The sequence below is a fragment of the Williamsia sp. Y721 genome, from assembly GCF_059683565.1.
Genome location: NZ_JCASNH010000004.1, coordinates 378402 through 400299, shown reverse-complemented (window position 1 = coordinate 400299; position 21898 = coordinate 378402). Strand labels below are relative to the sequence as shown.

At 64.0% G+C, this 21898-nt stretch carries 20 protein-coding genes; 9 read left to right on the top strand and 11 right to left on the bottom strand.

Annotated features, from left to right (window positions below):
- Positions 1-18: 18 nt before the first annotated feature.
- Positions 19-1182: a steroid 3-ketoacyl-CoA thiolase gene (locus tag AC56PL_RS21360; protein WP_495518091.1), complete on the bottom strand. Its 1164-nt coding sequence runs from the start codon at positions 1180-1182 to the stop codon at positions 19-21.
- Between the two features lie 252 nt (positions 1183-1434).
- Entirely contained in the window at positions 1435-2076 is a 642-nt protein-coding gene (locus AC56PL_RS21355; protein WP_495518092.1) for a TetR family transcriptional regulator, read from the bottom strand.
- Between the two features lie 162 nt (positions 2077-2238).
- On the opposite strand from AC56PL_RS21355, the gene AC56PL_RS21350 reads away from it, so the two are divergent.
- A complete protein-coding gene (locus tag AC56PL_RS21350; RefSeq protein ID WP_495518093.1) occupies positions 2239-3777 on the top strand; it encodes an FAD-dependent oxidoreductase in 1539 nt (512 codons plus the stop codon).
- 11 nt (positions 3778-3788) lie between these two features.
- Here the strand turns inward: AC56PL_RS21350 and hsaA are convergent, their stop codons facing one another.
- Positions 3789-4955, bottom strand: coding sequence for a 3-hydroxy-9,10-secoandrosta-1,3,5(10)-triene-9,17-dione monooxygenase oxygenase subunit (gene hsaA / locus AC56PL_RS21345; protein ID WP_497155092.1), 1167 nt, complete (start codon positions 4953-4955; stop codon positions 3789-3791).
- A gap of 184 nt (positions 4956-5139) precedes the next feature.
- Between hsaA and AC56PL_RS21340 the strand changes: the two genes are divergently transcribed.
- The 4 genes from AC56PL_RS21340 (at position 5140) to AC56PL_RS21325 (ending at position 7979) form a co-directional block, all read left to right on the top strand.
- Positions 5140-6303 carry a Rieske 2Fe-2S domain-containing protein gene (locus AC56PL_RS21340; RefSeq protein ID WP_495518095.1) on the top strand — a complete coding sequence of 388 codons (1164 nt, stop codon included), beginning with the start codon at positions 5140-5142 and terminating at the stop codon, positions 6301-6303.
- On the top strand, positions 6281-6544 hold the full coding sequence (locus AC56PL_RS21335) for a hypothetical protein (protein WP_495518096.1): 264 nt from the start codon (positions 6281-6283) through the stop codon (positions 6542-6544). Before AC56PL_RS21340 ends, AC56PL_RS21335 begins: the two co-directional genes overlap by 23 nt.
- 57 nt (positions 6545-6601) lie before the next feature.
- Complete coding sequence (locus AC56PL_RS21330; RefSeq protein ID WP_495518097.1) at positions 6602-7390, top strand: SDR family NAD(P)-dependent oxidoreductase; 789 nt, start codon at positions 6602-6604, stop codon at positions 7388-7390.
- Between the two features lie 85 nt (positions 7391-7475).
- On the top strand, positions 7476-7979 hold the full coding sequence (locus AC56PL_RS21325; protein WP_497155091.1) for a ClbS/DfsB family four-helix bundle protein: 504 nt from the start codon (positions 7476-7478) through the stop codon (positions 7977-7979).
- Between the two features lie 109 nt (positions 7980-8088).
- On the opposite strand, the gene bphC is transcribed toward AC56PL_RS21325, so the two are convergent.
- From bphC to AC56PL_RS21305, 4 genes are all read right to left on the bottom strand, one after another.
- Entirely contained in the window at positions 8089-9015 is a 927-nt protein-coding gene (gene bphC / locus AC56PL_RS21320; RefSeq protein WP_495518099.1) for a biphenyl-2,3-diol 1,2-dioxygenase, read from the bottom strand.
- 25 nt (positions 9016-9040) lie between these two features.
- The gene (locus AC56PL_RS21315) at positions 9041-10219 is read right to left on the bottom strand and encodes an acyl-CoA dehydrogenase family protein (RefSeq protein ID WP_495518100.1); all 1179 of its coding nucleotides are present in this window, start codon (positions 10217-10219) and stop codon (positions 9041-9043) included.
- A gap of 91 nt (positions 10220-10310) precedes the next feature.
- Positions 10311-12026 (bottom strand): FAD-binding protein, encoded by a 1716-nt coding sequence (locus AC56PL_RS21310; RefSeq protein WP_495518101.1) that lies wholly within the window; start codon positions 12024-12026, stop codon positions 10311-10313.
- The gene (locus AC56PL_RS21305) at positions 12023-12898 is read right to left on the bottom strand and encodes an alpha/beta fold hydrolase (RefSeq protein ID WP_497155090.1); all 876 of its coding nucleotides are present in this window, start codon (positions 12896-12898) and stop codon (positions 12023-12025) included. The genes AC56PL_RS21310 and AC56PL_RS21305 overlap by 4 nt, the downstream gene beginning before the upstream one ends.
- 201 nt (positions 12899-13099) lie before the next feature.
- On the opposite strand from AC56PL_RS21305, the gene AC56PL_RS21300 reads away from it, so the two are divergent.
- Entirely contained in the window at positions 13100-13603 is a 504-nt protein-coding gene (locus AC56PL_RS21300) for a flavin reductase (protein ID WP_495518103.1), read from the top strand.
- 61 nt (positions 13604-13664) lie between these two features.
- On the opposite strand, the gene AC56PL_RS21295 is transcribed toward AC56PL_RS21300, so the two are convergent.
- Positions 13665-14555: an IclR family transcriptional regulator domain-containing protein gene (locus AC56PL_RS21295; protein WP_495518104.1), complete on the bottom strand. Its 891-nt coding sequence runs from the start codon at positions 14553-14555 to the stop codon at positions 13665-13667.
- A gap of 233 nt (positions 14556-14788) precedes the next feature.
- Positions 14789-16258: an MFS transporter gene (locus AC56PL_RS21290; protein ID WP_497155089.1), complete on the bottom strand. Its 1470-nt coding sequence runs from the start codon at positions 16256-16258 to the stop codon at positions 14789-14791.
- 357 nt (positions 16259-16615) lie between these two features.
- On the opposite strand from AC56PL_RS21290, the gene AC56PL_RS21285 reads away from it, so the two are divergent.
- The 3 genes from AC56PL_RS21285 (at position 16616) to AC56PL_RS21275 (ending at position 19319) form a co-directional block, all read left to right on the top strand.
- The gene (locus tag AC56PL_RS21285; RefSeq protein WP_495518106.1) at positions 16616-17548 is read left to right on the top strand and encodes a 3-oxoacyl-ACP reductase; all 933 of its coding nucleotides are present in this window, start codon (positions 16616-16618) and stop codon (positions 17546-17548) included.
- Positions 17549-17644: 96 nt separating this feature from the next.
- Complete coding sequence (locus tag AC56PL_RS21280; RefSeq protein ID WP_495518107.1) at positions 17645-18172, top strand: nuclear transport factor 2 family protein; 528 nt, start codon at positions 17645-17647, stop codon at positions 18170-18172.
- A gap of 4 nt (positions 18173-18176) precedes the next feature.
- Positions 18177-19319 carry an NADH:flavin oxidoreductase gene (locus AC56PL_RS21275; RefSeq protein WP_497155088.1) on the top strand — a complete coding sequence of 381 codons (1143 nt, stop codon included), beginning with the start codon at positions 18177-18179 and terminating at the stop codon, positions 19317-19319.
- Between the two features lie 55 nt (positions 19320-19374).
- On the opposite strand, the gene AC56PL_RS21270 is transcribed toward AC56PL_RS21275, so the two are convergent.
- Positions 19375-20850, bottom strand: coding sequence for an FAD-binding protein (locus AC56PL_RS21270; protein WP_495518109.1), 1476 nt, complete (start codon positions 20848-20850; stop codon positions 19375-19377).
- Between the two features lie 146 nt (positions 20851-20996).
- Positions 20997-21890, bottom strand: a complete 894-nt coding sequence (locus tag AC56PL_RS21265) for a TIGR03619 family F420-dependent LLM class oxidoreductase (RefSeq protein ID WP_497155087.1) — start codon at positions 21888-21890, stop codon at positions 20997-20999.
- Positions 21891-21898: the final 8 nt, after the last annotated feature.

Sequence of the window (21898 nt, the reverse complement as noted above, 5' to 3'; positions counted from 1 at the left end):
GTGGTTTCGGACGGGGTGTCAGATGCGTTCGATGATGGTCGCGGTCGACAACGCACCGCCGGCGCACATCGTGATCAGCGCGGTCGACTTGTCGCTGCGTTCGAGTTCGTGCAGCGCGGTGGTGATCAGTCGCGATCCGGTCGAGCCGACCGGGTGGCCGAGCGCGATGGCTCCACCGTTGACGTTGACCTTCGACATGTCGGCCTCGTAGACCTGCGCCCACGAAAGGACAACAGAGGCGAATGCCTCATTGATCTCGACGATGTCGATGTCGCCCAACGACATTCCGCTGCGCTCGAGCACCATCCGGGTCGAGTCGACCGGTCCGTCGAGGTGGTAGTACGGGTCGGAGCCGACCATCGCCGATGAGACGATGCGCGCGCGGGGACGCAGGCCTGCCTGAGCCGCCTTCTCCTCGCTCATCAGCAACACCGCGGCGGCGCCGTCGCTGACCTGCGATGAGTTGCCTGCGGTGTGCATGCCGTCCTCGATGACCGGCTTCAGCGCGGCCAACCCTTCGGCCGTGGTGTCGCGCAGGCCGCCGTCGCGCGTCACCGTGGCGATCTCGCCACTGGGCGTGCCTTCCTTGTCGACAACGGGTGCCTGCACGGGCACGATCTCGCGGTCGAAACGACCCTCGGCCCAGGCCGCAGCCGCGCGGAGCTGCGATTGCAGACCAAGCGCGTCGACGTCGCCACGCTTGATGCCGCGACGCTCTGCGATGCGTTCGGCCGAGGTGAACTGATCACGCATGTCGATGGTCCAGTCATCCGGATACGGATTCCCGGTACCGGGGGCGTTGGCCTGACCGAGGAACACCCGGCTCATCACCTCGACGCCACAACCGATGCCGGCGTCGATCTGGCCGGACGCGATCAGGCCGGCAACCATGTGCACGGCCTGCTGCGAGGAGCTACATGCGCAGTCGATCGTGGTCGCGGCCGTGGTGTAGGGCAGTCCGGCATGCAGCCAGGCCTGCCGCGTGACGTTGTTGGACTGCTCGCCTGCCTGGGTGACACAGCCACCGACCAGCTGTCCGACGTCGGATGCCGGCAGACCCGTGCGGTCGAGCACGGCCTGCTGGGCAGCACCCAGCAAGACGGCCGGGTGCAGGCCGGACAATGCTCCGCGGCGACGACCGATCGGTGTGCGCGCTGCTTCCACGATGACGACATTGTTCATGTTCGCTCCTTCGAATGGCGCGAGAAGTTCAGGCGCCCAGGGGGTATTTTTAGAATGTATTCTATTTATTGACGCCGAGCAATGTTCCGCAGCGGGTTTCGGTGTATCAGAAAGAATCAGACCGTACGGTCGACGACTTCCACACGCATAACCGCAATTTGGACACGCTCAGGGGCTTTTCTGGGTCCAGTCGACGGCCGTTTCGGCACGCTCGACAGAAATCGCAGGGCCAGCGAAGAGAACGTATTTCAGTCAGAAATGATTGTGCGACATCCGCGCCTGATCGCTGGGTGACATCCGCGCCAACAGGAGGTCACACGCGGAGCGGATATCTGATTCCGCGTCGGGGATGGAGATGCGTCCGTTCAGGCACGACTGGATCACTCCCAGCCACAGCTGCATCAACAGCCGGACGGCGGTGTGGTCGTCCTCGGTGGGATCCTCGATCCCGGCCGCCGACATCACGATCTCGTGGAACAGACGGTCGACTTTGCCCGCGTCGGGCACTGTCGCCGCGTTGGCGGTGCTGCTCGATTGGATGATCGCCGTCGACAGCGCCGGCCTGCGAAGAAGACCCCGCGTCGCCCGGACGAGTACCTCGTAGATGGCGTCCTTGCCGCCGTTCGCCGCCGGGGGCCGCTGCTCCAGATTCTCGTTGATCTGCTCGATCTGCTCGACCATGACGGCCACGAAAAGGTGCGTTTTCGAGGGGAAATACCGGTACAACGTACCGATCGCCACGCCCGCGCGTCTGGCCACTTCCTGCATCTGGACCCGCGCGAACTCTTTCTCGTTCGCCAACTCCGCTGCGGCCTCGAGTATCCGGACATGGCGGGCCCGCTGATGGTCGGAACTGGGTTCCGCAGCGTCTCGCGCCTCGGCGATTCTGGGCACCGTCCAACCTCCTGTTCATGCGCTGTCCTGCGATCTGGATATCTGACTGTCTCACCAGCCTAGGAAACGATCGTATTCTGCCCACTCAGTGGGATATCCGGCGTGTCCAAAGCCGGAATGCGCTTGCGTGGGACTCCGACTCGACCAGATGGAGGAATGACGATGCAGGACTGGACCATTCAATGCGACGTGCTAGTTGTGGGATCTGGCGGTGGCGCCCTGACCGGCGCGTATACAGCGGCAGCCAATGGCTTGGACACCATCGTGTTGGAAAAGACCGGTCTGTTCGGCGGTACGTCGTCGTATTCGGGTGCGTCGATCTGGTTGCCAGGGACCGCCGCGCAGGAACGCGCCGGCCTCGATGATTCGACGGAAAAGGCGCGAACCTATCTGCGGGCCGTTGTCGGTGACAACGAAATCGACCGCCAAGAGGCATACGTGACGACCGCCCCGGCGGTGGTCGAGTTCCTCGAACGTGATCCGCACATCGAGTTCGTTTACCAGGCATTTCCCGACTACTACAAGGCACCGGGACGGATGGATACGGGCCGCTCGATCAATCCCGTCGCCCTGCCCAGCGACGAGATCGGCGACCTTCGCGAACTGGTCCGGCCCGAACCGCACATCGACCGCGCCGGACAGAAGCATCCGGACACGACCCTCATCGCCGGACGCGCCCTCATCGGCCGCCTGCTGCTGGCGTTGCAGGGCACCGGCCACGCGGATCTGCGCACCAATACGTCCGCTCGGTGGATCCTGACCGAGGGTGACCGGGTCGTGGGTGTCGAGGCCGTGACAGCCGACGGCGAGATCCTGCGCATCCACGCCAAGCGTGGTGTTCTGCTGGCTGCGGGCGGTATCGAGGGCAGCACCGAACTGCGCTCGGTGAACCACACTCCCGGCCGCGCGGACTGGAGCATGGGCCCGAAGGGTGCCAACACCGGCGACCTGATCCGCGCAGCAGTCGAGATCGGCGCGGACACCGCGCTGCTCGACGAGGCCTGGTGGTGCCCGGGTGTCGAGTTGCCCGATGGTTCCGGCGCGTTCATGGTTGGTGTCCGCGGCGGCCTCCTGGTCGACTCGTCCGGCAACCGGTACCTCAACGAGTCGCTGCCCTACGACCAGTTCGGCCGGGCGATGATCGCTCGCGGTGCCGACTCCGCCATTCCGTCGTACCTGGTCTTCGACTCGGTCGAAGGCGGCCCGGTCCTGCCCGCGATCGTGATCCCCGAGGTCTCGGCGCAAGAACATCTCGACGCCGGAACGTGGGTGCGTGCGGACTCCATCGAGGAACTCGCCGAGAAGATCGGCGTGCCCGCCGAGGCGCTGCGACACACCGTTGACGGATTCAACGACGCAGCCAAGCGCGGAATCGACGACGATTTCCACCGCGGCGAAGACCCTTACGACGCATTCTTCTGCCGCCCGAGCGACGACCGACCGAACGCCGCACTGCGACCGGTCACCACCGGTCCGTACTACGCGGCCCGCATCATCCTCAGCGATCTGGGCACCAAGGGTGGTGTCCGCACCGACGTCGACGCCCGGGTGCTGCGCAAAGACGACACCGTGATCGATGGTCTCTACGCGGCAGGCAACACGAGCGCGTCGCTCAGCGGCAAGTTCTACCCGGGTCCCGGGGTGCCGCTGGGGACCGCGATGGCGTTCTCCTACCGCGCCGTCCAGCACATGATGGGCTGACTCCCCAGGGGTCAGACGAGGTTGTCCTCGACCGTCAACCCGAACGCTCCCCGGCCGTACAAGGCCAGGGCGCGTTCGGGTTCGTTCGCGACGTGAACACTGCCCGCGTGGGCATCACGCCACGCCCGTTCGATCGGATTTCCCCGGGTCAGAGAGTTGCCGCCGGCCGTCTTGAACAACAGGTCGATGGCTTCGACTGACCGTTCCGCGGCCCGGACCTGATCCCGGCGGGCCCGCAACCGCATCCACATCGGCAGATCTTCGCCGGCCCGGGCCAGATTCCACATATCCCGGACGTTGCGATCCATCTGCAGGATCGCGGCATCGATCTCCGACGCCGCCCGGGCCACGGCCACCTGTGCGGACTGATCCTCGGCGAACCGGCCACCACCGAGGCTGAGCCGCACCCGCTCACGCATCGTCGTCAGATATGACTCATGACATCCGGCCACCACACCCACGATCGGTGCTGCGACGGCGGAGGTGAAGATCGTCGCAAAAGGCAGTCGGTACAGCGGCCCGGTGTTGATCTTCTGCCCGCGACCGCGAAGCTGAGCGGTCTCATAGTTCCTGATGGTGCGGTGTTCGGGCACAAACGCCTTCGTGACGGTGATCTCGTTGCTGGCCGTACCGCGCATCCCGACCACGTCCCACACGTCCTGGATGGTGTAGTCGCTCCGCGGCACCAGCACGGTCATGAAATCGACCGGCCTGCCCTCGGCTCCGAACACCAGCGCACCGAGCAGCGCCCACGATGCGTGTTCACAGCCAGAGGAGAACCTCCAATTCCCGGTGAGTTCGAATCCACCGTCGACCGGCGCGAGTTTGCCCACCGGCGCATAGGCCGACGACAGCAGCTCCGATTGGTTCTCGCCCCACACGTCGTCCTGGGCCCGCTGATCGAACAGCGCCAGGTGCCACGGATGAACCCCCAGCACCGACGCCACCCATCCGGTGGATCCGCAGGCCCCCGCGATGGCTCGGACGACCTCGTAGAACTCGACGGGATCACCTTCTGCCCCGCCATAGCGTTTGGGTTGCAACATCTTCAACACTCCGGCCTGCTGCAGGTCGGCGATCACCTCGGCCGGCACATGTCGCGATTCGTCGACCTCACGCGCCCGATCGGCGATCGTGGGCAGCAAGTTACGAACTGTATGCAGAACCTCGTTGGTCATCGTCAAAAAACTCCATCAGTGCGTTGCGGGCCGTTCTGGTGATGGTAGGCCGGTGTCGTCCACCGAACGGTCGGCGCGGTAGGTCTCGGTTAGTGGGACATGACCTTTGGATGTGTGCGCGATCACCTAGCGTTCTGGACAGCAGATCTGCAGCCACACTCTCCATGGAAAGGACGGACGCATCGTGACCACACCGCAGTCCGAATCAGTCGAGATCCGCGAAATCGAGACCGGGACCCCGCCCGCACGTTTCGCCCGAGGCTGGCACTGCCTCGGCCTCTCCGATTCTTTCCGGGACGGCAAGCCGCATCCGGTCCACGCTTTCGACACCAAGCTGGTGGTGTTCGCCAACAGCGACGGTGAGCTGGCGATCCTCGACGCGTTCTGCCGCCACATGGGCGGTGACCTGAGCCAGGGCACTATCAAGGGTGACGAGGTGGCCTGCCCGTTCCACGATTGGCGTTGGGGCGCCAACGGCCGCTGCAAGAACATCCCGTACGCGCGCCGGGTCCCTCCCGTGGCGAAGACACGGTCGTGGAAGGTGCTCGACCAGGACGGCATGCTGTTCGTCTGGCACGATCCCGAGGGCAATCCCCCGCCCGCTGATGTCACCATCCCCCGCATCGAGGGTGCGCTCAGCGACGAGTGGTCGGACTGGGTCTGGTACCGGATCGAGGTCGACACCAACTGCCGCGAGGTCGTCGACAACATCGTCGACATGGCGCACTTCTTCTACGTGCACTACTCGTTCCCGACGTTCTTCAAGAACGTCTTCGAGGGTCACGTCGCCAGCCAGTTCATGCGCGGCCAGGCCCGCGAGGACATGCGTCCGCACGCCACCGGTCAGCCCCGCATGCTGGGAAGCCGCTCGGAGGCAACATATTTCGGACCCTCCTTCATGGTCGATGACCTGGTGTACCAGTACGAGGACCACGACGTCGAGTCGGTCCTGATCAACTGCCACTACCCGGTCAGCGCCGACAAGTTCGTGTTGCAGTACGGCATGATCGTCAAGAAGTCGAGCCACCTCGAGGGCGATGCCGCCGACGAGATGGCCAAGAACTTCGGTGTCTTCATCGCCAAGGGTTTCGAGCAGGACATCGAGATCTGGAAGAACAAGACGCGCATCGAGAACCCGTTGCTCTGTGAAGAAGACGGACCCGTCTACCAGCTCCGCCGGTGGTACGACCAGTTCTACGTCGATATCGCCGACGTGACACCCGAGATGACCGAACGCTTCGAGTTCGAACTCGACACGACCCGTGCGGTCGAGTCGTGGAAGAAGGAAGTGGCAGCAAACCTCGAACGAAACGCAGCAGGCACCGATGCAGCCGTTGCAGTGCACTGAGTGCGCAGCCGAGGTCCTGGTCGAAAAGAACAGTTGGGAACACACCTCGGTGCAGTGGAACCCCGCCGCCCGCAGTGCATGCCGGGATTTCTCCGGTGAACAGACCGGCGCAGCCCGCCGGTCCGGCGCTCCGCGCGAACGGTGCCGCTTCCTGACCGAGGCGATCGAAGCCGGCGCGCGCGCAGGTTCGGTTTCGATTCTCGACACCACACCGGTTCGGCCACTCGGTTCGTTGCACTGAACAATTCGCCGGGACGCGAGAGTTTGCCCGGCAACGCAGATTTTGAAGGAGCATGTCTTGATCGACAAGAGCTATTACGGTCCGTGGGCGGTGATCGCCGGCGGTTCCGAAGGTGTCGGCGCATCGTTCGCCGACGAACTGAGCAAGGCGGGTATCAATCTGGTGCTGATCGCCCGGAAGCCCGGTCCCCTCGAGGAAACCGCTCAGCACGCGCGTTCCAATGGGGTCGAGGTCCGTACCCTGGCCCTCGATCTCCTGGCCCCCGACGCCTTCGATCAGATCCGTGCGGCAACCGATGACGTCGAGGTCGGGCTGTTGATCTTCAACGCCGGAGCCAACAGCTACGGCCACGAGTTCGTCACCGGTGATCTGGCCGGCTTCCAGGGCGTGATCGACCTGAACGTCACCTCGCAGCTGACCCTGTCGCATCATTTCGGCGCCAAGATGAAAGACCGTGGGCGCGGCGGCATCATGCTGCTGGGTTCGCTGTCGGGCTACATGGGTGCCGAACATCAGAGCATCTACGCTGCCTCGAAGGCCTTCGGCCGCATCTTCGCCGAGAGTCTGTGGCTCGAACTCGAACCGTTCGGCGTGCACGTGGTCGAACTCGTCCTGGGTGTCACCCGGACCCCTGCCATGGTTCGGGCCGGACTCAACTTCGACATCCCCGGCATGAACGTCGCCGAGCCTGAAGATGTTGCGCGTGAAGGACTCGAACACCTCACCGACGGTCCCCTGTGGGTTGCAGGCGGCAACTACGAGGCCGCTCAGAAACGCAACGGCTTCCCTCGCGCCAAGCTTGTCAAGGGAGCCGCCGAGAGCATGCGTAAGCTGCTCGGTCGCTGACACTTTTGGCCCGTACATCACGTGGTCCTGCCCGGCTCGTCTGACGACGAGTCGGGCAGACCTGTTTCTGGAGCATGATGGATGCATGCGGACACCAACACGCGAGGAACTCGTCTCCGGTCTGAACCAGGCGCACGGCGAGTTGCTGGCCGAGCTCACGGCCGCCGACGACGATCCGTTGTGGTCGATGGTGGCGATCGACCAGTGGACTGTGAAAGACGTTCTGGCCGTCCGTACCTGGTGGACCGAATCAGTCTTGGAGTGGATCAGGGCCGGCGTCGCACACGAACATCCGACGACACCGGCGCCAGGGTTCACGTGGAATCAAACACCCGCGCTGAACGCCCAGACAGTCGAGGCAGAGCGAAGTACCGCCCCCAACGTGCTCGTCGCTCGACTGAACACGGCCGTCGACGGCCTGCATTCGACGATCGATGATCTGGGCGAGCCTGCACTCGTCGAACCTGGCCAGTTCTCATGGACACGAACGTGGCCGATTTCGCGCTGGATCTCGGTCAACAGCATCACGCAATACCGGACGCTTTCGGCGATGATCCGTAGAACACGGAAGGTGGCCGGTCCGGTCTGAGGTACCAACAGACCTCAGAAGCTGAATTCCCTTGATACGCAAGAGTGGCCGGAGATCGCAAGGTTGTTCACCCGCGATCTCCGGCCACCTGTGTCTGTCCGTGCGCCGATCAGCCCTTCGCCGGTGGCATGAATGCTGCCAGCGGTTCGGATCCGGACCAGTCGTGGCCCCAGTAGCTGTCGGCAGTGATTTCTTCTGCCGTGTAATAGCTTTCGTCGACGAGCATGCCCTCGGTGCCGAACTCGATGTCCCAGCCGCCGGGTGCGCGCACGTAGAATGAGACCATCTTGTCGTTCGTGTGGCGGCCGAGCGTCGAGGACAGGCTGAAGCCGAGCTTGTTGATCCGATCGAGGGCCTGACCGACCGCATCGAGGGTGTCGACCTCGACCATCAGGTGCACCATGCCGGGATCCTGGCTCGCCGGCGCCGGGCACAGCGCGAGGCTGTGGTGACGCTGGTTGACGCCGAGGAACCGCACGCGACGGGCCGGGCCGGGTGCGTCGGGGCCACCGAGCCGGATGGCGCCCCGCGGCAGAAATCCGAGAACCTCGGTGTAGAAAGCATAGGTCTCGTCGAACGCCGGTGTGGGAAGCACCGCATGTCCGAGACCCTCTGTACCCGTGACGAATCGGCCGCCGTGTGGCGTGACGACCGGGCTGTGGTCGAGCACGGCGCCGAAGAAGATCTCCGTCCGCGTTCCGCTCGGGTCGTCGAATGCGATGACCTGCTCGGCATCGCGGTACCGCGACTCCTCCTCTGAGAGGGTCTCGACCGCGATCCCGGACTTCTCGACCGCTTCGCGCACACGCTGCAGTGCGAACTGGTCACGCACCTCCCAGCCGATGGCCAGAGCTTTGTCGCTCTCGCCCGGCAACACGATGATGCGGGCGCGCCGTTCATCGAGCCGCAGATAGAGGCCGTCTGGTTCGGGACCCGAACCGATCGACATGCCCAGACCATCGACGGTGAGTTCGCGCCAGCGGTCGATGTCGCAGGTCTGGACCCGGAGGTATCCGAGTGCACGGATGTCAGTCATGGAAGAACCTTTCGGTGGTGCGGCACTAGATCATCGAACGTTGGGCGCCCTGGGGTTCGCCGCCCATCTGGGTCAACGCCGAGGCGTGGTAGATCGAGCCCGGCACGTGGATGGCGTGCGCCAGACCGGCATGGGCATCGCGCCAGAACCGCTGCATCGGGGTCCCGAGCTGCAACGCTCCGCCGCCGGAGCGCGCGAAGATCTCGTCGACGGCTCGCACCGCACGCCAGGCCGCACTGACCTGGCTCCGACGGCCGATGGCACGCAATTCGAATGAGATCTCCTGACCCTTTTCGGTCATGTCCCAGAACCGGTCGACCGTGTCGAGAATCGCTGCCCGCGATGCCGCGATCTCCGCCGCTGCCTCACCGATGGCGAAGAGCACGTAGGGGTCTTCCTTGATCGCGGTGCCCGACACCGTGACCCGCTCACGCTGAGCGTTGATGTGGCAGGCCAGCGCACCTTCGGCGATACCGATCAGCGACGAGGTGATGCCGAGCGGGAAGATGCACGAGAACGGGAAGTTGTACAGCGACTGGGTGCGTCCGAACTCCTTGGGCGCCGAACCGTCGAAGACCTTCTTGGCCGAAAGGGTGCGGTACGTGGGGATGTACGCATCCTTGACGATCAGGTCCTTGCTGCCGGTGCCACGCAACCCGACCACATTCCAGCTGTCCTGATCGATGTCGTAGTCAGCCCGCGGCAGCAGGACGTGCAGGTGCTGCGGTGGCATCAACGGCTTGCCGTCCTGATCCCCGACTGTCGCACCGATCATGACCCAGCCGCAGTGATCGGTTCCCGAGGAGAACGACCAGCGACCATTGAGGATGTAGCCACCGTCGACCGGCTTCGCCACACCCATCGGGGCGTACGGCGAGGCCATCCACATGTCGGGATCCTCGCCCCAGACCTCGTCCTGGGCCTTGCGATCGAAAAAGGCCAGCTCCCAGGGATGTACGCCGACGATGCCGCTCACCCAGCCGGTTGCGCCGTCCATGGCACCGATACCCATTGCGGTCTCGGCGAACTCACGGGGATGCGACTCGAAGCCGCCATATTCCTTCGGCTGCAGCATGCGGATCACACCGGAGTCGCGCAAGCGCTTCGCCGCGGTATCCGACAGCTGCATCAGCCTGTCGCCCTCGGCGCCCTCGGCGCGGATCTCCTCGGCGAACTGCTGAATGTTGTCCAGGACCTGGCCCATGATCTTCTCGGCTTTCTTGTTCAGTACCCGGACAGACGCCTGGGTAAAGGTTGTGTCAGTGGGGTTTTCGTCGATACGCGGAAATCGCGTATCAGCCGGCCGCCACGTCTACGGCGCTGTTGCGCTCTGCCTCGGCCACACGCAGGGCCGCGATGTATCCGAACACCATCGACGGGCCGATGGTCGCTCCGGCGCCTGCGTACTCGTTGCCCATCACCGAGGCGGTGGTGTTGCCGGTGGCGTACAGGCCGTCGATGACGCTGCCGTCTTCACGAAGCACTCGGCTGTCGGCGTCGCAGACCAGTCCGCCCTTCGTGCCCAGATCTCCGGCTTCGCAACGGATTGCGTAGAACGGTCCCTTGACGATCTCGTCGAGGTTCGGGTTCTTCATGGTCGGGTCACCGTAGTAGCGGTCGTAGGCGCTGTCGCCGCGGCCGAAGTCCTCGTCCTTACCGGTGCGGGCAAATCCATTGAACCGCTCGATGGTCTTTGTCAGCTCCTCAGCCGGAATCCCGACTGCCTGCGCAAGTTCCGCCAGCGTATCTGCCTTGTGGATGACACCGGAGTCATAGAAACCCTGCGGGAAAGGCACATTCGGGAGCACCTGTGCGAACGGGTACCGATTCTTGGCCTTGGTGTCCATGATGAACCAGGCCGGAACGTGGCCGCCGTCGAGCTGATCGTGGACGAAGTTCACGTACGGTCCCGATTCGTTGGTGAACCGGCGTCCGGTGCTGTCGACGATGACCGAGGCCGGGATGCAGCGCTCCGACACCAGCGGGATCACCGCGCCCATCGGGTGGAACACCGACGGCATCCACCAGGCGTCGTCCATCAGGTCGACGGCGGCACCGAGTCGCTGGCCGGCGACGATGCCGTCGCCCACGTTTTCCCTGGCACCTGCGCTGATGTCCGGGGCACCCTGCTCCGGAAGGTATTTCGCACGCATCTCTTTGTTGTGGTCGAACCCACCGGTGGCCAGCAGCACACCCTTGCGTGCCCCGATGCGGATGGTCTTGCCATCACGCTCGGCGACCACGCCGATGACGGTGCCGCGATCGTCGGTGATCAGGTCGGTCATGGAGGTCTTGAGCCACAACGGAACCCCGGCGTCCTTGAGCACCATGCGCATCCGGGCGACCAGAGCGCGGCCACCGGTTGCCATGTGCCGGCGCCGGATCACGTTGGACGACACCCGCCAGGCAGCGACCAGAGACGCCCTACGTCCGGCCCATGTCCGCTTGACCATGGCCAGGTCGTGGTAGTCCTTCGAGGTCACCCACAGACCCATCGGGCCCTTCATGCTGTTGGGACGCTGATACTTCTCGTCCTCTTTCAGTGCCCGGGTGTCGAACGGCTTGCATTCGATGGTGCGTCCCAGCGCACTTCCGCCTTCGAGCTCGGGATGGTAATCGGAGTAGCCCTTGACCCAGTACATCTTCATGTGCGGGCTCGCCTCGAGCAGGTCCATCAGCTCCGGGCCGTTGTCGACGTAGGCGTCGAGCCGGTCCGCGGGAACCTTGCCCTCGGTGATCACATCGAGATAGCGACGGATCGAACTACGGCTGTCCACCGCACCTTTGGCGCGCAGTGTCGGGGCATTGGGGATCCAGATCCCGCCACCGGAGATCGCGGTCGAGCCGCCGTACTTGGAGCCCTTGTCGATGATCAGGGTGTCCAGGCCGCGGTGGGCTGCGGTGATGCCTGCGGCCATGCCACCGCCGCCGCTGCCGACGATGAGGAAATCCACGAAATGGTCGAAATCCCCGGCTGTGTTGTGGTTGTCCGTCATCCGGTTGTCCGTCATCGTGGTGTCCTGTCTGTACGGGTGAGAAATGCCAGCACTGCGTTGAGCCAGGCCTCGCGGGCCTCGATCATCGTCCAGTGCCCACACTTGGGGAATACGTGGAGCTCGGCATTGGGGATGTCGCGCATCGGCAGCATGGCCATGTCGACGGGGCTGACCCGGTCGTCGCGACCCCAGGTGAGCAGCGTCGGCGCGGTGATCTTGGCCAACCGTGCCCAGTACGGCGTCGCATCAGAGGCGGCGGCAGCGGCCATGCTCGCACCGAATGCCTTGCTGCTGTACATCCGTCGCGCGATCTCGAGGGTGGTCGGTTCGGTCGCGAGGGCCCACCGTTCGTCGATCAGTTCGGGAGTCACCAGAGCCGGGTCATGGACCATCGACAGCAACCAGCGGACGAGACCGTCGCGAGTGGGGTTGTCGGTGAACTCCATCAGCAGCTTGATGCCTTCACTGGGACCCGACGAGAAGACGTTCTTCCCCATGCCGCCGATCGTGACGAGTTTGTTGACCCGTTGCGGCTCGTCGATCGCGACCTTGGTCGCGATGATGCCGCCCATCGAGTTGCCGATCATGTCGACCGCACCGAGTCCGAGGCCATCGAGAAACTGGCCGACCGCTGACTGCGCCATCACCATCGGATGGCCGTCGCCCGGGTCACTCACGCCGAAGCCAGGGAATTCCATTACCAGGCAACGGAAGTGCTCGGCCAGATCGGCGAGCACACCACGATAGTTGCGCCACCCCGTGACACCGGGGCCGGATCCATGGAGCAGCAACAGCGGAGGACCGTCGCCGGCCTCGTGATACCGCAGCACCCCGAGACTGGACTGGAGCTCCCTCCGGGTGCCCTCGTAACTCACGTCTGTGGTCATGAAGGAGACGTTGCCAGGACGTAACGCCGCTCACAGAAATCGTCCCGTTGAGCGAGATCGGTCATCGGCGGCGAACTGACCATCTTTGCCTTCTTCCACTCAGCGAGACGAAGCTACGGCCCGCCCAGAGGCCGGTCATACGCTCGCAATGTCAACTGGAGTCGAATCCTCGACCACACAACGGAATCGGAGGTGGATCAGATGTCGATCGAAACGATGTCACAGGCTGAGATGCGAAGCGCACTGGGCCAGTTCGCAAGTGGCGTGACCGTCGTGACGGGTATGGACGACGAGGGCCCTATCGGGTTCGCGTGCCAGTCGTTCGCGTCGGTGTCGCTCGACCCGCCGCTGATCCTCTTCTGCGCCGACCACCGCGGACGGTCCTGGCCCCGGATCCGCAACTCCGGACGGTTCAGCATCAACGTGCTGCACGAGGAACAGACCGACCTCTGTGCGCGGTTCGGCGGTAGCGCCGGCCGCAAATACGAAGAGCTCGAGTGGGAGATGTCAAAGTGGACAACCCCATCCCTGCCGAACGTGCTGATGCGGGTGCACGCCGAGATTCATGACGTCCACACCGCAGGCGATCATGACGTGGTCATCGGCCGCGTCCTCGAGTTCGAGTCGGTGACCGAGGAACGTCCCCTGATCTTCTTCCGGGGCAAGTTCGGGATCGAGGCACCCCCGACGCTGCTACGCGCCTAGTCTGCCTGCGCTGAACCCGTTGCTGCACCAGAGCCATTGGTACGCCAGAGCCGCTGCTGCACTAGAGCCATTGCCCCGACTCGACCGTCAGAAGGCGGTCGAGCGCCTCAGACGACCAAGTCTTTTCAGGCGCGGCCACGGTTTTGCGGGTGCGTCGCGGACTGTCTGCTTCCGGGTACAGGATTTTCGACACCTCTCGGGCGGCGTGCACAACCAGCGGTGCAACCCTTTTGAGCTGTGACGTGCGCGCATCACCACATAGCGAGATCGCGGCGACCGGACCGTCGTAGCTGCGGATCGCCACACCGACACACGCCACGTCGCGCACCGACTCCCCGCGTTCGAACGCCAGACCGCTGCTTTGCCGAATGCGGTTGAGTTCCTGATGCAGTGTCGGGAGATCGGTGATGGTCCGTTCGGTGCACCGCTTCAGCAGATGCGGGTACAGCGCGTCGATTCTCTCCGGGTCCATCCAGGCCAGCATCGCTTTACCGCCTGCAGTGGAGTACGCCGGAGCACGGCCCCCGACCCGGGAAGGCAGCATGGACGCAAATCGTCCGCCGACCTTGTCCAGGTAGACACTCTCGCTGCCGTCGAGCACAGACAGGTGCACCACCATTCCGGTCTGCATGTGCAGGTCGTGCAGCAACGGTGCCGCCGCTTCACGAAGTTGGGCATGTCCACCGTCGCCACCACCGAGTCCGATGGCCCGGCGTCCCAGGCTGTAGCCGAACGAGGCATGTTCCACCCAGTTCAAACGGACCAGCTGATCCAGGATCCGATGCACCGTGGAGCGTGGCAGCTGCGTACGGCAGGCGACTTCCTCGAGTGTCAGTCGAGTTGTCGGACCGTCGAACGCGTCGAGGATGAGTGTCATGCGCTCGACCATCGACGGCGGCAGATCGCGCCGTGGGGTTCCTGCAGAAGCGGTTGTAGCCGTGTCAACTGTCATCGGGCCTCCAAACAAACCTGGCCAGTTCTAGGCCTAGCGCCAAAACTGAAATGAATTCTCATTATCGTAGCAGCAGTCCCGGTGACCGGGAGGTAATCGCCGCTCCGGGGTACTTCGCGATCCTAAAGAATGCATCTTACGGTCGCTGCGCGAACATTGCGCGAACACTGCGCGACGCACGAAGGGCCCGCTCCTCTCGGGAGCGGGCCCTTCCTTCACAGTGACTACCAGGGTCAGGCGAGTGCGCCCGAAGCCTTCACCGGCGGCTGCAACATGGCACCGGCGTTGCGGAGGAGCAACACACCCATGACGCCGGCGAGAGCTCCGGCCACCGCCAGTGCCAAGAAGGCATAGACGAAGCCCTTTTCCGGGTACAGCCCGTACGAACCCATGAGGATCAGGCCGGGGATCGCCAGGATGCTGAGCATCACCTGACTGCCGACCGCGCTGCCCATCGAACCGGCGAGGTTGAGCATGCCGCCGCCGATCCCCTGGTCCTCGGCGGGCACCGTGCGCATGATCAGGTTGGGCAGCGATGCCGACGCAGAACCGAGGCCCAGGCCCATCACGAACTGGCCGACGAGCAACTGCGGCGTCGTATCATGCATCACCGCAATGAGTATCGAACCCACCGCGAGGAAGAACCCGCCGAACGCGAGCATCGGCGCCGGTCCGAAACGCTTACTGAGGTGCCCGCTGACGGGGCCGGCGATCATCGAGGCGACACCGGTCGGCACGGTGTAGAACGCCACACCCAGAGCGGTCGCACCGAACCCGTAGCCGAGCCCGAGGTCGGCCTTGGTCATCACCATCATCGGGATGAGCATCGAGTGGCTGATCAGGACGAACTGTACAAACGCACTGCCGGCCAACGCCTTCGCAACTGGCGCGTGCAACAGCAGATCCAGATCGATCAGTGGCTCCTGCGGCTTGCGCTCGTAGTACAACCAGCCCGCGAGGATCACGGCGCCGACACCGATGCACAGCAGGGTCTTCGGGGAGGTGTATCCCCAGGCGTTCATCTTGCCCAGGCCGAACAGCACCACAAACGCGCCGACGGCGAGAATGGCAGCACCGATCACGTCCAGTCGCGACTTCGTGCGCAGCGTGGATTCGGGCACCAGGATCGCAAACGCGATGCCGGCCACGGCAACGTGGATCAGCTGCGCCCAGAACACTCCGGTGTAACCGAAGTGGTCGATCAGATAGCCACCGATGATCGGGCCGAGAATCGTGCTGGCGCCCATTCCGGTGGCAACAAAACCCACTGCGACCGGAATCATGCTGCGGGGCATGATGTCCCGGATCAATCCGTACGCAAGTACCAGGATCGCCATGCCGACACCCTGCATGCCGCGACCGACGAGGAACAGCGCGAAGTTCGGCGCGACAGCGGCCACCAGCGCGCCGGCACCGAAGATGACGGAACAAACGAGCATCACCCGCTTCTTGCCGTAGATGTCGCCGAGCTTGCCGACAATCGGGGTGGCAGCGCCCAAGAGCAGGGTCACGATCGTGATGACCCAGCCCACCTCCGTCGTGGCGAAGTGTTGGCCGATTTCCGGCAATGCCGGGGTGACGAAGTTGTAGGCGAGCGGGATGACCTCGACCAGCAGGATGATGATCGCCAGAAGTCCCAGCGATTTCTGGCGCGTGAGGGGCGCGCGCTCGGCCTCTCCAGACGAGAGGGGCAGCAGGTTCATATGTGTTCGACTCCGAGTTAGAAGGACAGACAAGCAATCCAAAAGGTGACAGCGATCACGTGATGTCGGCCACACATTCCCGTTGACCGGGATACCGGTCGCCCCGCGCCCTGATCGCTCCCCCCGTACCACCCCAACCCGCACTTCACCATCGGTAAAACTCCGGCAGCCACGGCCAAAAGACCAGGTGAACACGCCTACGCACCGCTGGTCCCGGTGACCGAAGGGGAATGCAGGTCGGAGTTGCCAATTCGCCCTCGTCCCAGTGAGCGAGACCGCGGAACCCTATGTCCCACTTGGTAGAAACTAGAATGAATACTAGTTTTGGCGCGACACGCAATCTATGAGGAGCTCAACATGGTGGAAACACTCGATCTGTCCGGCCGCACAGCCGTCGTCACCGGCGCGGGGGCCGGCCTCGGGCGTGCAGAGGCGCTCGCCCTCGCCGCGGCGGGTGCTGCTGTTGTCGTCAACGACATGGGCGAGAACGCGCACACCGTTGCAGAGGAGATCATCGCCGCCGGCGGGCAGGCAGTGGCTCTGACCGGCGACGTCTCCGACTGGTCGCTCGGTGAGCGTCTCGTCGACACGGCAGTGTCCACATTCGGATCGTTCGACATCCTGGTCAACAATGCCGGGATCGTCCGCGACAAGATGATCTTCAACCTGTCCGAGTCCGACTGGGACGACGTGATCCGCGTCCACCTCAAAGGCCACGCCGCCACCTCCCGTGCGGCGGCCGTCCACTGGCGCGCTGCCAGCAAGGCCGCGGGCGCTCCGGTTTTCGGTCGGGTCATCAACACCTCCTCGGAGGCATTCCTGTTCGGAGCGGCCGGTCAGCCCAACTACTCGGCAGCCAAGGCCGGGATCACCGCGCTGACACTCTCAACGGCGCAGGGCCTGTCCCGCTACGGAATCCGTGCGAACGCCATCTGCCCGCGGGCGCGCACCGCGATGACCGCCCAGGCCTTCGGCGAGAACACCGGTACCGCCGAACTCGATCCGCTCGCACCCGAACGCGTGGCAACGCTGGTCTGCTACCTCGCCTCTCCCGCGTCCGATGAGATCAACGGACAGGTATTCGTCGTCTACGGCAAGATGGTCGCGTTGATGGAAGCACCCAAGGTGGAGAACCGTTTCGACGCCGCAGGCTCGGCGTTCTCCGTGGAAGAACTCAACGATCAGCTCACCCCGTACTTCTCGGGACGCGGACCGTACGAGACGTACGCCGCCTACAGCGTCGCCGCACTCGAGGAGGTCGCGCTGGCGACCGAGCCGGCAAGCGTCTGAGCCGACGAACCGTAGTACTTGCGGCCGGTGTGCGGCGTTGCCACTGAGCGGGACGGCGATTGACCCTCGCCCGCCACCGGCCGCAAGCTCTAGTTCATGTCGCAGGCTTCTCCCCCATCGCACTCGTTGTCGGCTGCCGAAGCTGTTCTCGCCATAGAGGAGATCAAGCAGCTCTTCGCGGCCCGACTCCGGTGCATGGACACCAAACAGTGGCACGAGTACGCGCCGCTACACACCGACGATGTCGTGAGCGAGACGTGGGGCGGGCTGCCGGAAGACAAGCAACCCCGCACCGGCGACACTGCGAACCGCATTGTCGGCAAGGAGAAGTTGGCCGAGGCGATCCGCAACCTGCTCGACGGACCCGTCAGCGTCACGACCGCCCATCACGGACACACTCCCGAAATCGAACTGACCTCCGACACCACCGCGCGGGGAATCTGGGCGATGGAAGACATGCTGTGGTGGCACGACGGTGACGAAGAGCTCCACCTTCACGGTTACGGCCACTACCACGAGGAATACCGAAAAGTAGACGGACGGTGGCTGATCAGCTACCGAACCCTCACCCGCTTGCGCGTCGACTCGTCACCCGGATTCTTCCGCTTCATGAAAGCGCTGTGAACGCATGAACAACAATGACTCCGTACTCTTCGAGCCGCTGAAGATTCGCTCGCTCGAACTCGCCAACCGCATCGCGATGTCGCCGATGACCCGATCATCCTCGCCCGCAGGTGTTCCCGGACCCGATGTGGCGCAGTACTACACGCGTCGCGCCGAGGGCGGCACCGGGTTGATCGTGACCGAGGGCGTTGCCATCGAGCATCCTTCCGCCGTCGACAATGCCAACGTGCCACACATGTACGGCGACGATGCCCTGGCCGGATGGCGCGCGGTGGTCGACGGTGTACACGCCGCCGGGGGCAAGATCATTCCGCAGCTCTGGCACGTCGGACCGCTCTGGGGCGCCATGAGCAAGGTCGACCCGGCGATCAAGCCCATGCGTCCGTCCGGCCTGTGGGGTCCCGTCGGCACGACATCCTACTCGGACGAATACGTCGCGAGCGCAGCGCAGCCGACCGAACCGATGACCGAAGAAGACATCGCTGACGTCATCGCGGCCTATGTTCAAGCGGCACGCAACGCCGTCGCAGCCGGTTTCGACGGCATCGCCTTGCACGGCGGCCACGGCTACCTGCTCGACTCATTCGTGTGGCATGGGACCAACACCCGCGACGACGCATGGGGCGGAGATCTGTTGGCCCGCACCCGCTTCCCGGTCGAGGTCGTCGCAGCAATCCGGGTGGCCATCGGCGACGATCTTCCGATCTTCTACCGGTTCTCCCAGCACAAACAGCAGGACTACACCGCACGCATCGCCGAGACCCCTGACGAACTCGGCGTCGTTCTCGGCGCACTCGCCGATGCCGGAGTCGATGTGTTCGACGCCAGCAACCGCCGCTTCGATGCACCGGTTTTCGCCGGAAGTGGTGTGTCTCTTGCCGGGTGGGCCAAAAAACTCACCGGTGCCCACTCGATGGCCGTCGGCAGCGTAGGACTCGGTAAGTCACTGCGGGACAGTCGTATTGAGGGTGCCGCCCCGGTGGTCGACAACATCGGTGACGTAGAGCAGCGGATCAGTTCCGGTGAGTTCGACCTGATCGCCATCGGACGTCTACATCTGGCCGACCCGGCTTTGGCGAGCACCCTGCGCTCGGGCGCACCGTTGACCGCGTTCGACCGGGCAGTCCACGAAGGCAGCCTGCGCTGAAAAGCTTTGCCGCCGATCCCGTGTCGTTCCCGGGATCGGCGGCAATTCCAATCGATCAGTTCGCGGCAGCCGCGATACCCGCACGCCGACCGAAGTAGCTACCGTCGCCGAGTGAGGCTCCGCTGGCGTACCCGCCGGCACACACGCCCGCAGTCGATCGACCCGCTGCGTACAGGCCCGGGATCGGATCACCGGATACGTGCAACACCTCGGAGTCGAGGCTCGTGCGCAGACCGCCCAACGTGAATCCACCTGTCATGCCGCGCAGATCGATGGCCGCAATCGGCGATCCGATCGGCTTGACCCACTCGGCTTTCTTGCCGAACAGCGGATCCTCGCCGACCACCGCATGTCGGTTGTAGAGCTCGACAGTCGACTGCAAAGCCCCTGCGGGCAAACCCATCTCGGACTCGAGCTCTTCGACCGTCTCGGCAACCCACGTCGGTTGACGACGCAGCTGCGGGCTCGACGTCGGCCGCGTCAGCGCTTCCTCATACGCTGCCTCGTCGAGGACCAGATATGCCTGGTTCTGGTTCTCGATGAGCACAGCCTGCCCGACGCGTCCGGGGTAGGTGTCCTCGTTGATGAATCTCTGACCACGCCCGTTGACCAGGATGCCCCGGATGAACAGTTGCGGGTCGCAGAAGAAGGCGACCTCGGTGGCATCCATGTGCGCCAGGTCGGCACCGATCGACTGCGACATGCGGATCGCCCGGCCGTCGTGCTCCTCGATCGAGGCGGCCGGTCGATTGATCAGTCGAGGCGCGAAGGACTCGACCATCGTGGTGTTGTAGGCAAAGCTGCCGGTGGCGAGTACCACGCCTTTGCGCGCCCGCACCGCTACGCTGTGGCCGTACTGCTTGGCCTGCACACCGACCACACGTCCCGTTTCGTCGACGATCAAAGCCTGTACGCGCATGTCGTATTCGGCTTTCACACCCAGGTCGGTGGCCTTGTCCGTGAGCGGCTTCATCAACATGTAGCCGCCACCCTTTTCGGCGCTGACGTGTTTGTCTTTCATCTGCGGCACATGGCCGCGGGGCGCCGGCGGGATCGTCGCATTGAACGGTGCTGCATTCTCACCGCCGGTGTATTGCAGGCCGTCGTCTCCCGGTGGTTCCCAACCGGGTTCGCCCCAGAAGCTCTCCTTGAACGGAACGCCACACTCGTCGACGAGCCAGTGGTAATGATCCACACTGCCCTCGCAGTAGATGTCGATCTTCGCTTCATCGACACCGGGTCCCAACGCGGCTTTCATGAAGGCCTTCATGGCCTCGACGGTGTCGTCGAACCCGCAGGCCTTCTGTAGCGGAGTGCCGCCACCCATGTAGATGAAGCCGCCTGCCATGGCCGCGGCCCCGCCCCATCCCCCGGTGCGTTCGAGCACCAGAACCTCGGCACCGGCCTGCGCCGCGCCCACCGCAGCCGCTGCGCCGGCAACTCCGAAACCGGCGATGACCACGTCGGCCTCAAAAGCCCACTCGGTGATCTCCCCCGACGGGATGGGCATGATGGATGAACTGTCGGCCATATGTTGTCTCCTCACGAAAAACGCTGTAACACCTATGTGTTACGCACTTTCCGAGTTTCAGACACGGGCGATCCCGGCCAACGGGAGCGACGACCATCGGACCGTCCCACCCGTCCGATGTGACCGCGACCGTCCGGTCACCGATTTCACGGGCGGTCTGCAGATGTGGACTTGTCCATACAGTCGTCGGCAAATCGGCGAACTGCGTCAAGTTTTGCCTGGCGGTCGGTCGGGTCGGCATCATAAAGCCGCCATGGCATCACCCGACACCGGGTGACGCCGATGTCGGCGAGAGCCCGGTATCCATCGATGTCGTGGACATCAGTCGGTGAGGCATCGATTTCGAAAGTCACTTCTTCACGACCATATTCGGTACGCAATTCTGTCAATCGATCGATGGCGACCCGCAGTTTTGCCACGTCGGTGTTGACTGAGATCCATCCATCTGCAAGCCGTGCGGCGCGACGCAAAGCCGGCTCACTGTGCCCACCGACATAGATCGGAACCGGTTGGTCCGGAGCTGGACTCATCATCAAACGATCGAAATCGTAGTGCTTACCGTGGTACTCGACCCACTCGGGACCGCCGCCGCCACAGACGGCCTTCAGGATCTCGAGTGCCTCATCGGTACGGGCTCCGCGGGTTCGCATCTCGGTGCCGGTAAACCGGAACTCCTCAGGAATCCACGACAGACCAACACCGACACCGATCCTGTTGTCCGACATCACCGCCATGGTCGCGATCTGTTTCGCCAGCACCAGCGGTTCCCGCAACGGCAACTTCAGCACGTTGGTGTAGAAGCGCAACCGCTGCGTGATCGCCGCCATCGCCGTCATCGCGATCAAGGGATCAGGCATCGGGGTCTGGCCGGTCCACATGCGTTTGCCGTCGGCGGAATACGGATAGCCCGCCGAGATCGTCTCCGGGTAGAACACCGAGTCCGGCATCGCGATCGCGTCATAGCCACATTCGTCGGCGACGCGTGCCAACGCCGGAAGATCTTCGGCCGCCATCATCGCCGCAGGTAGTGCCCATCTCACAAGTGTGA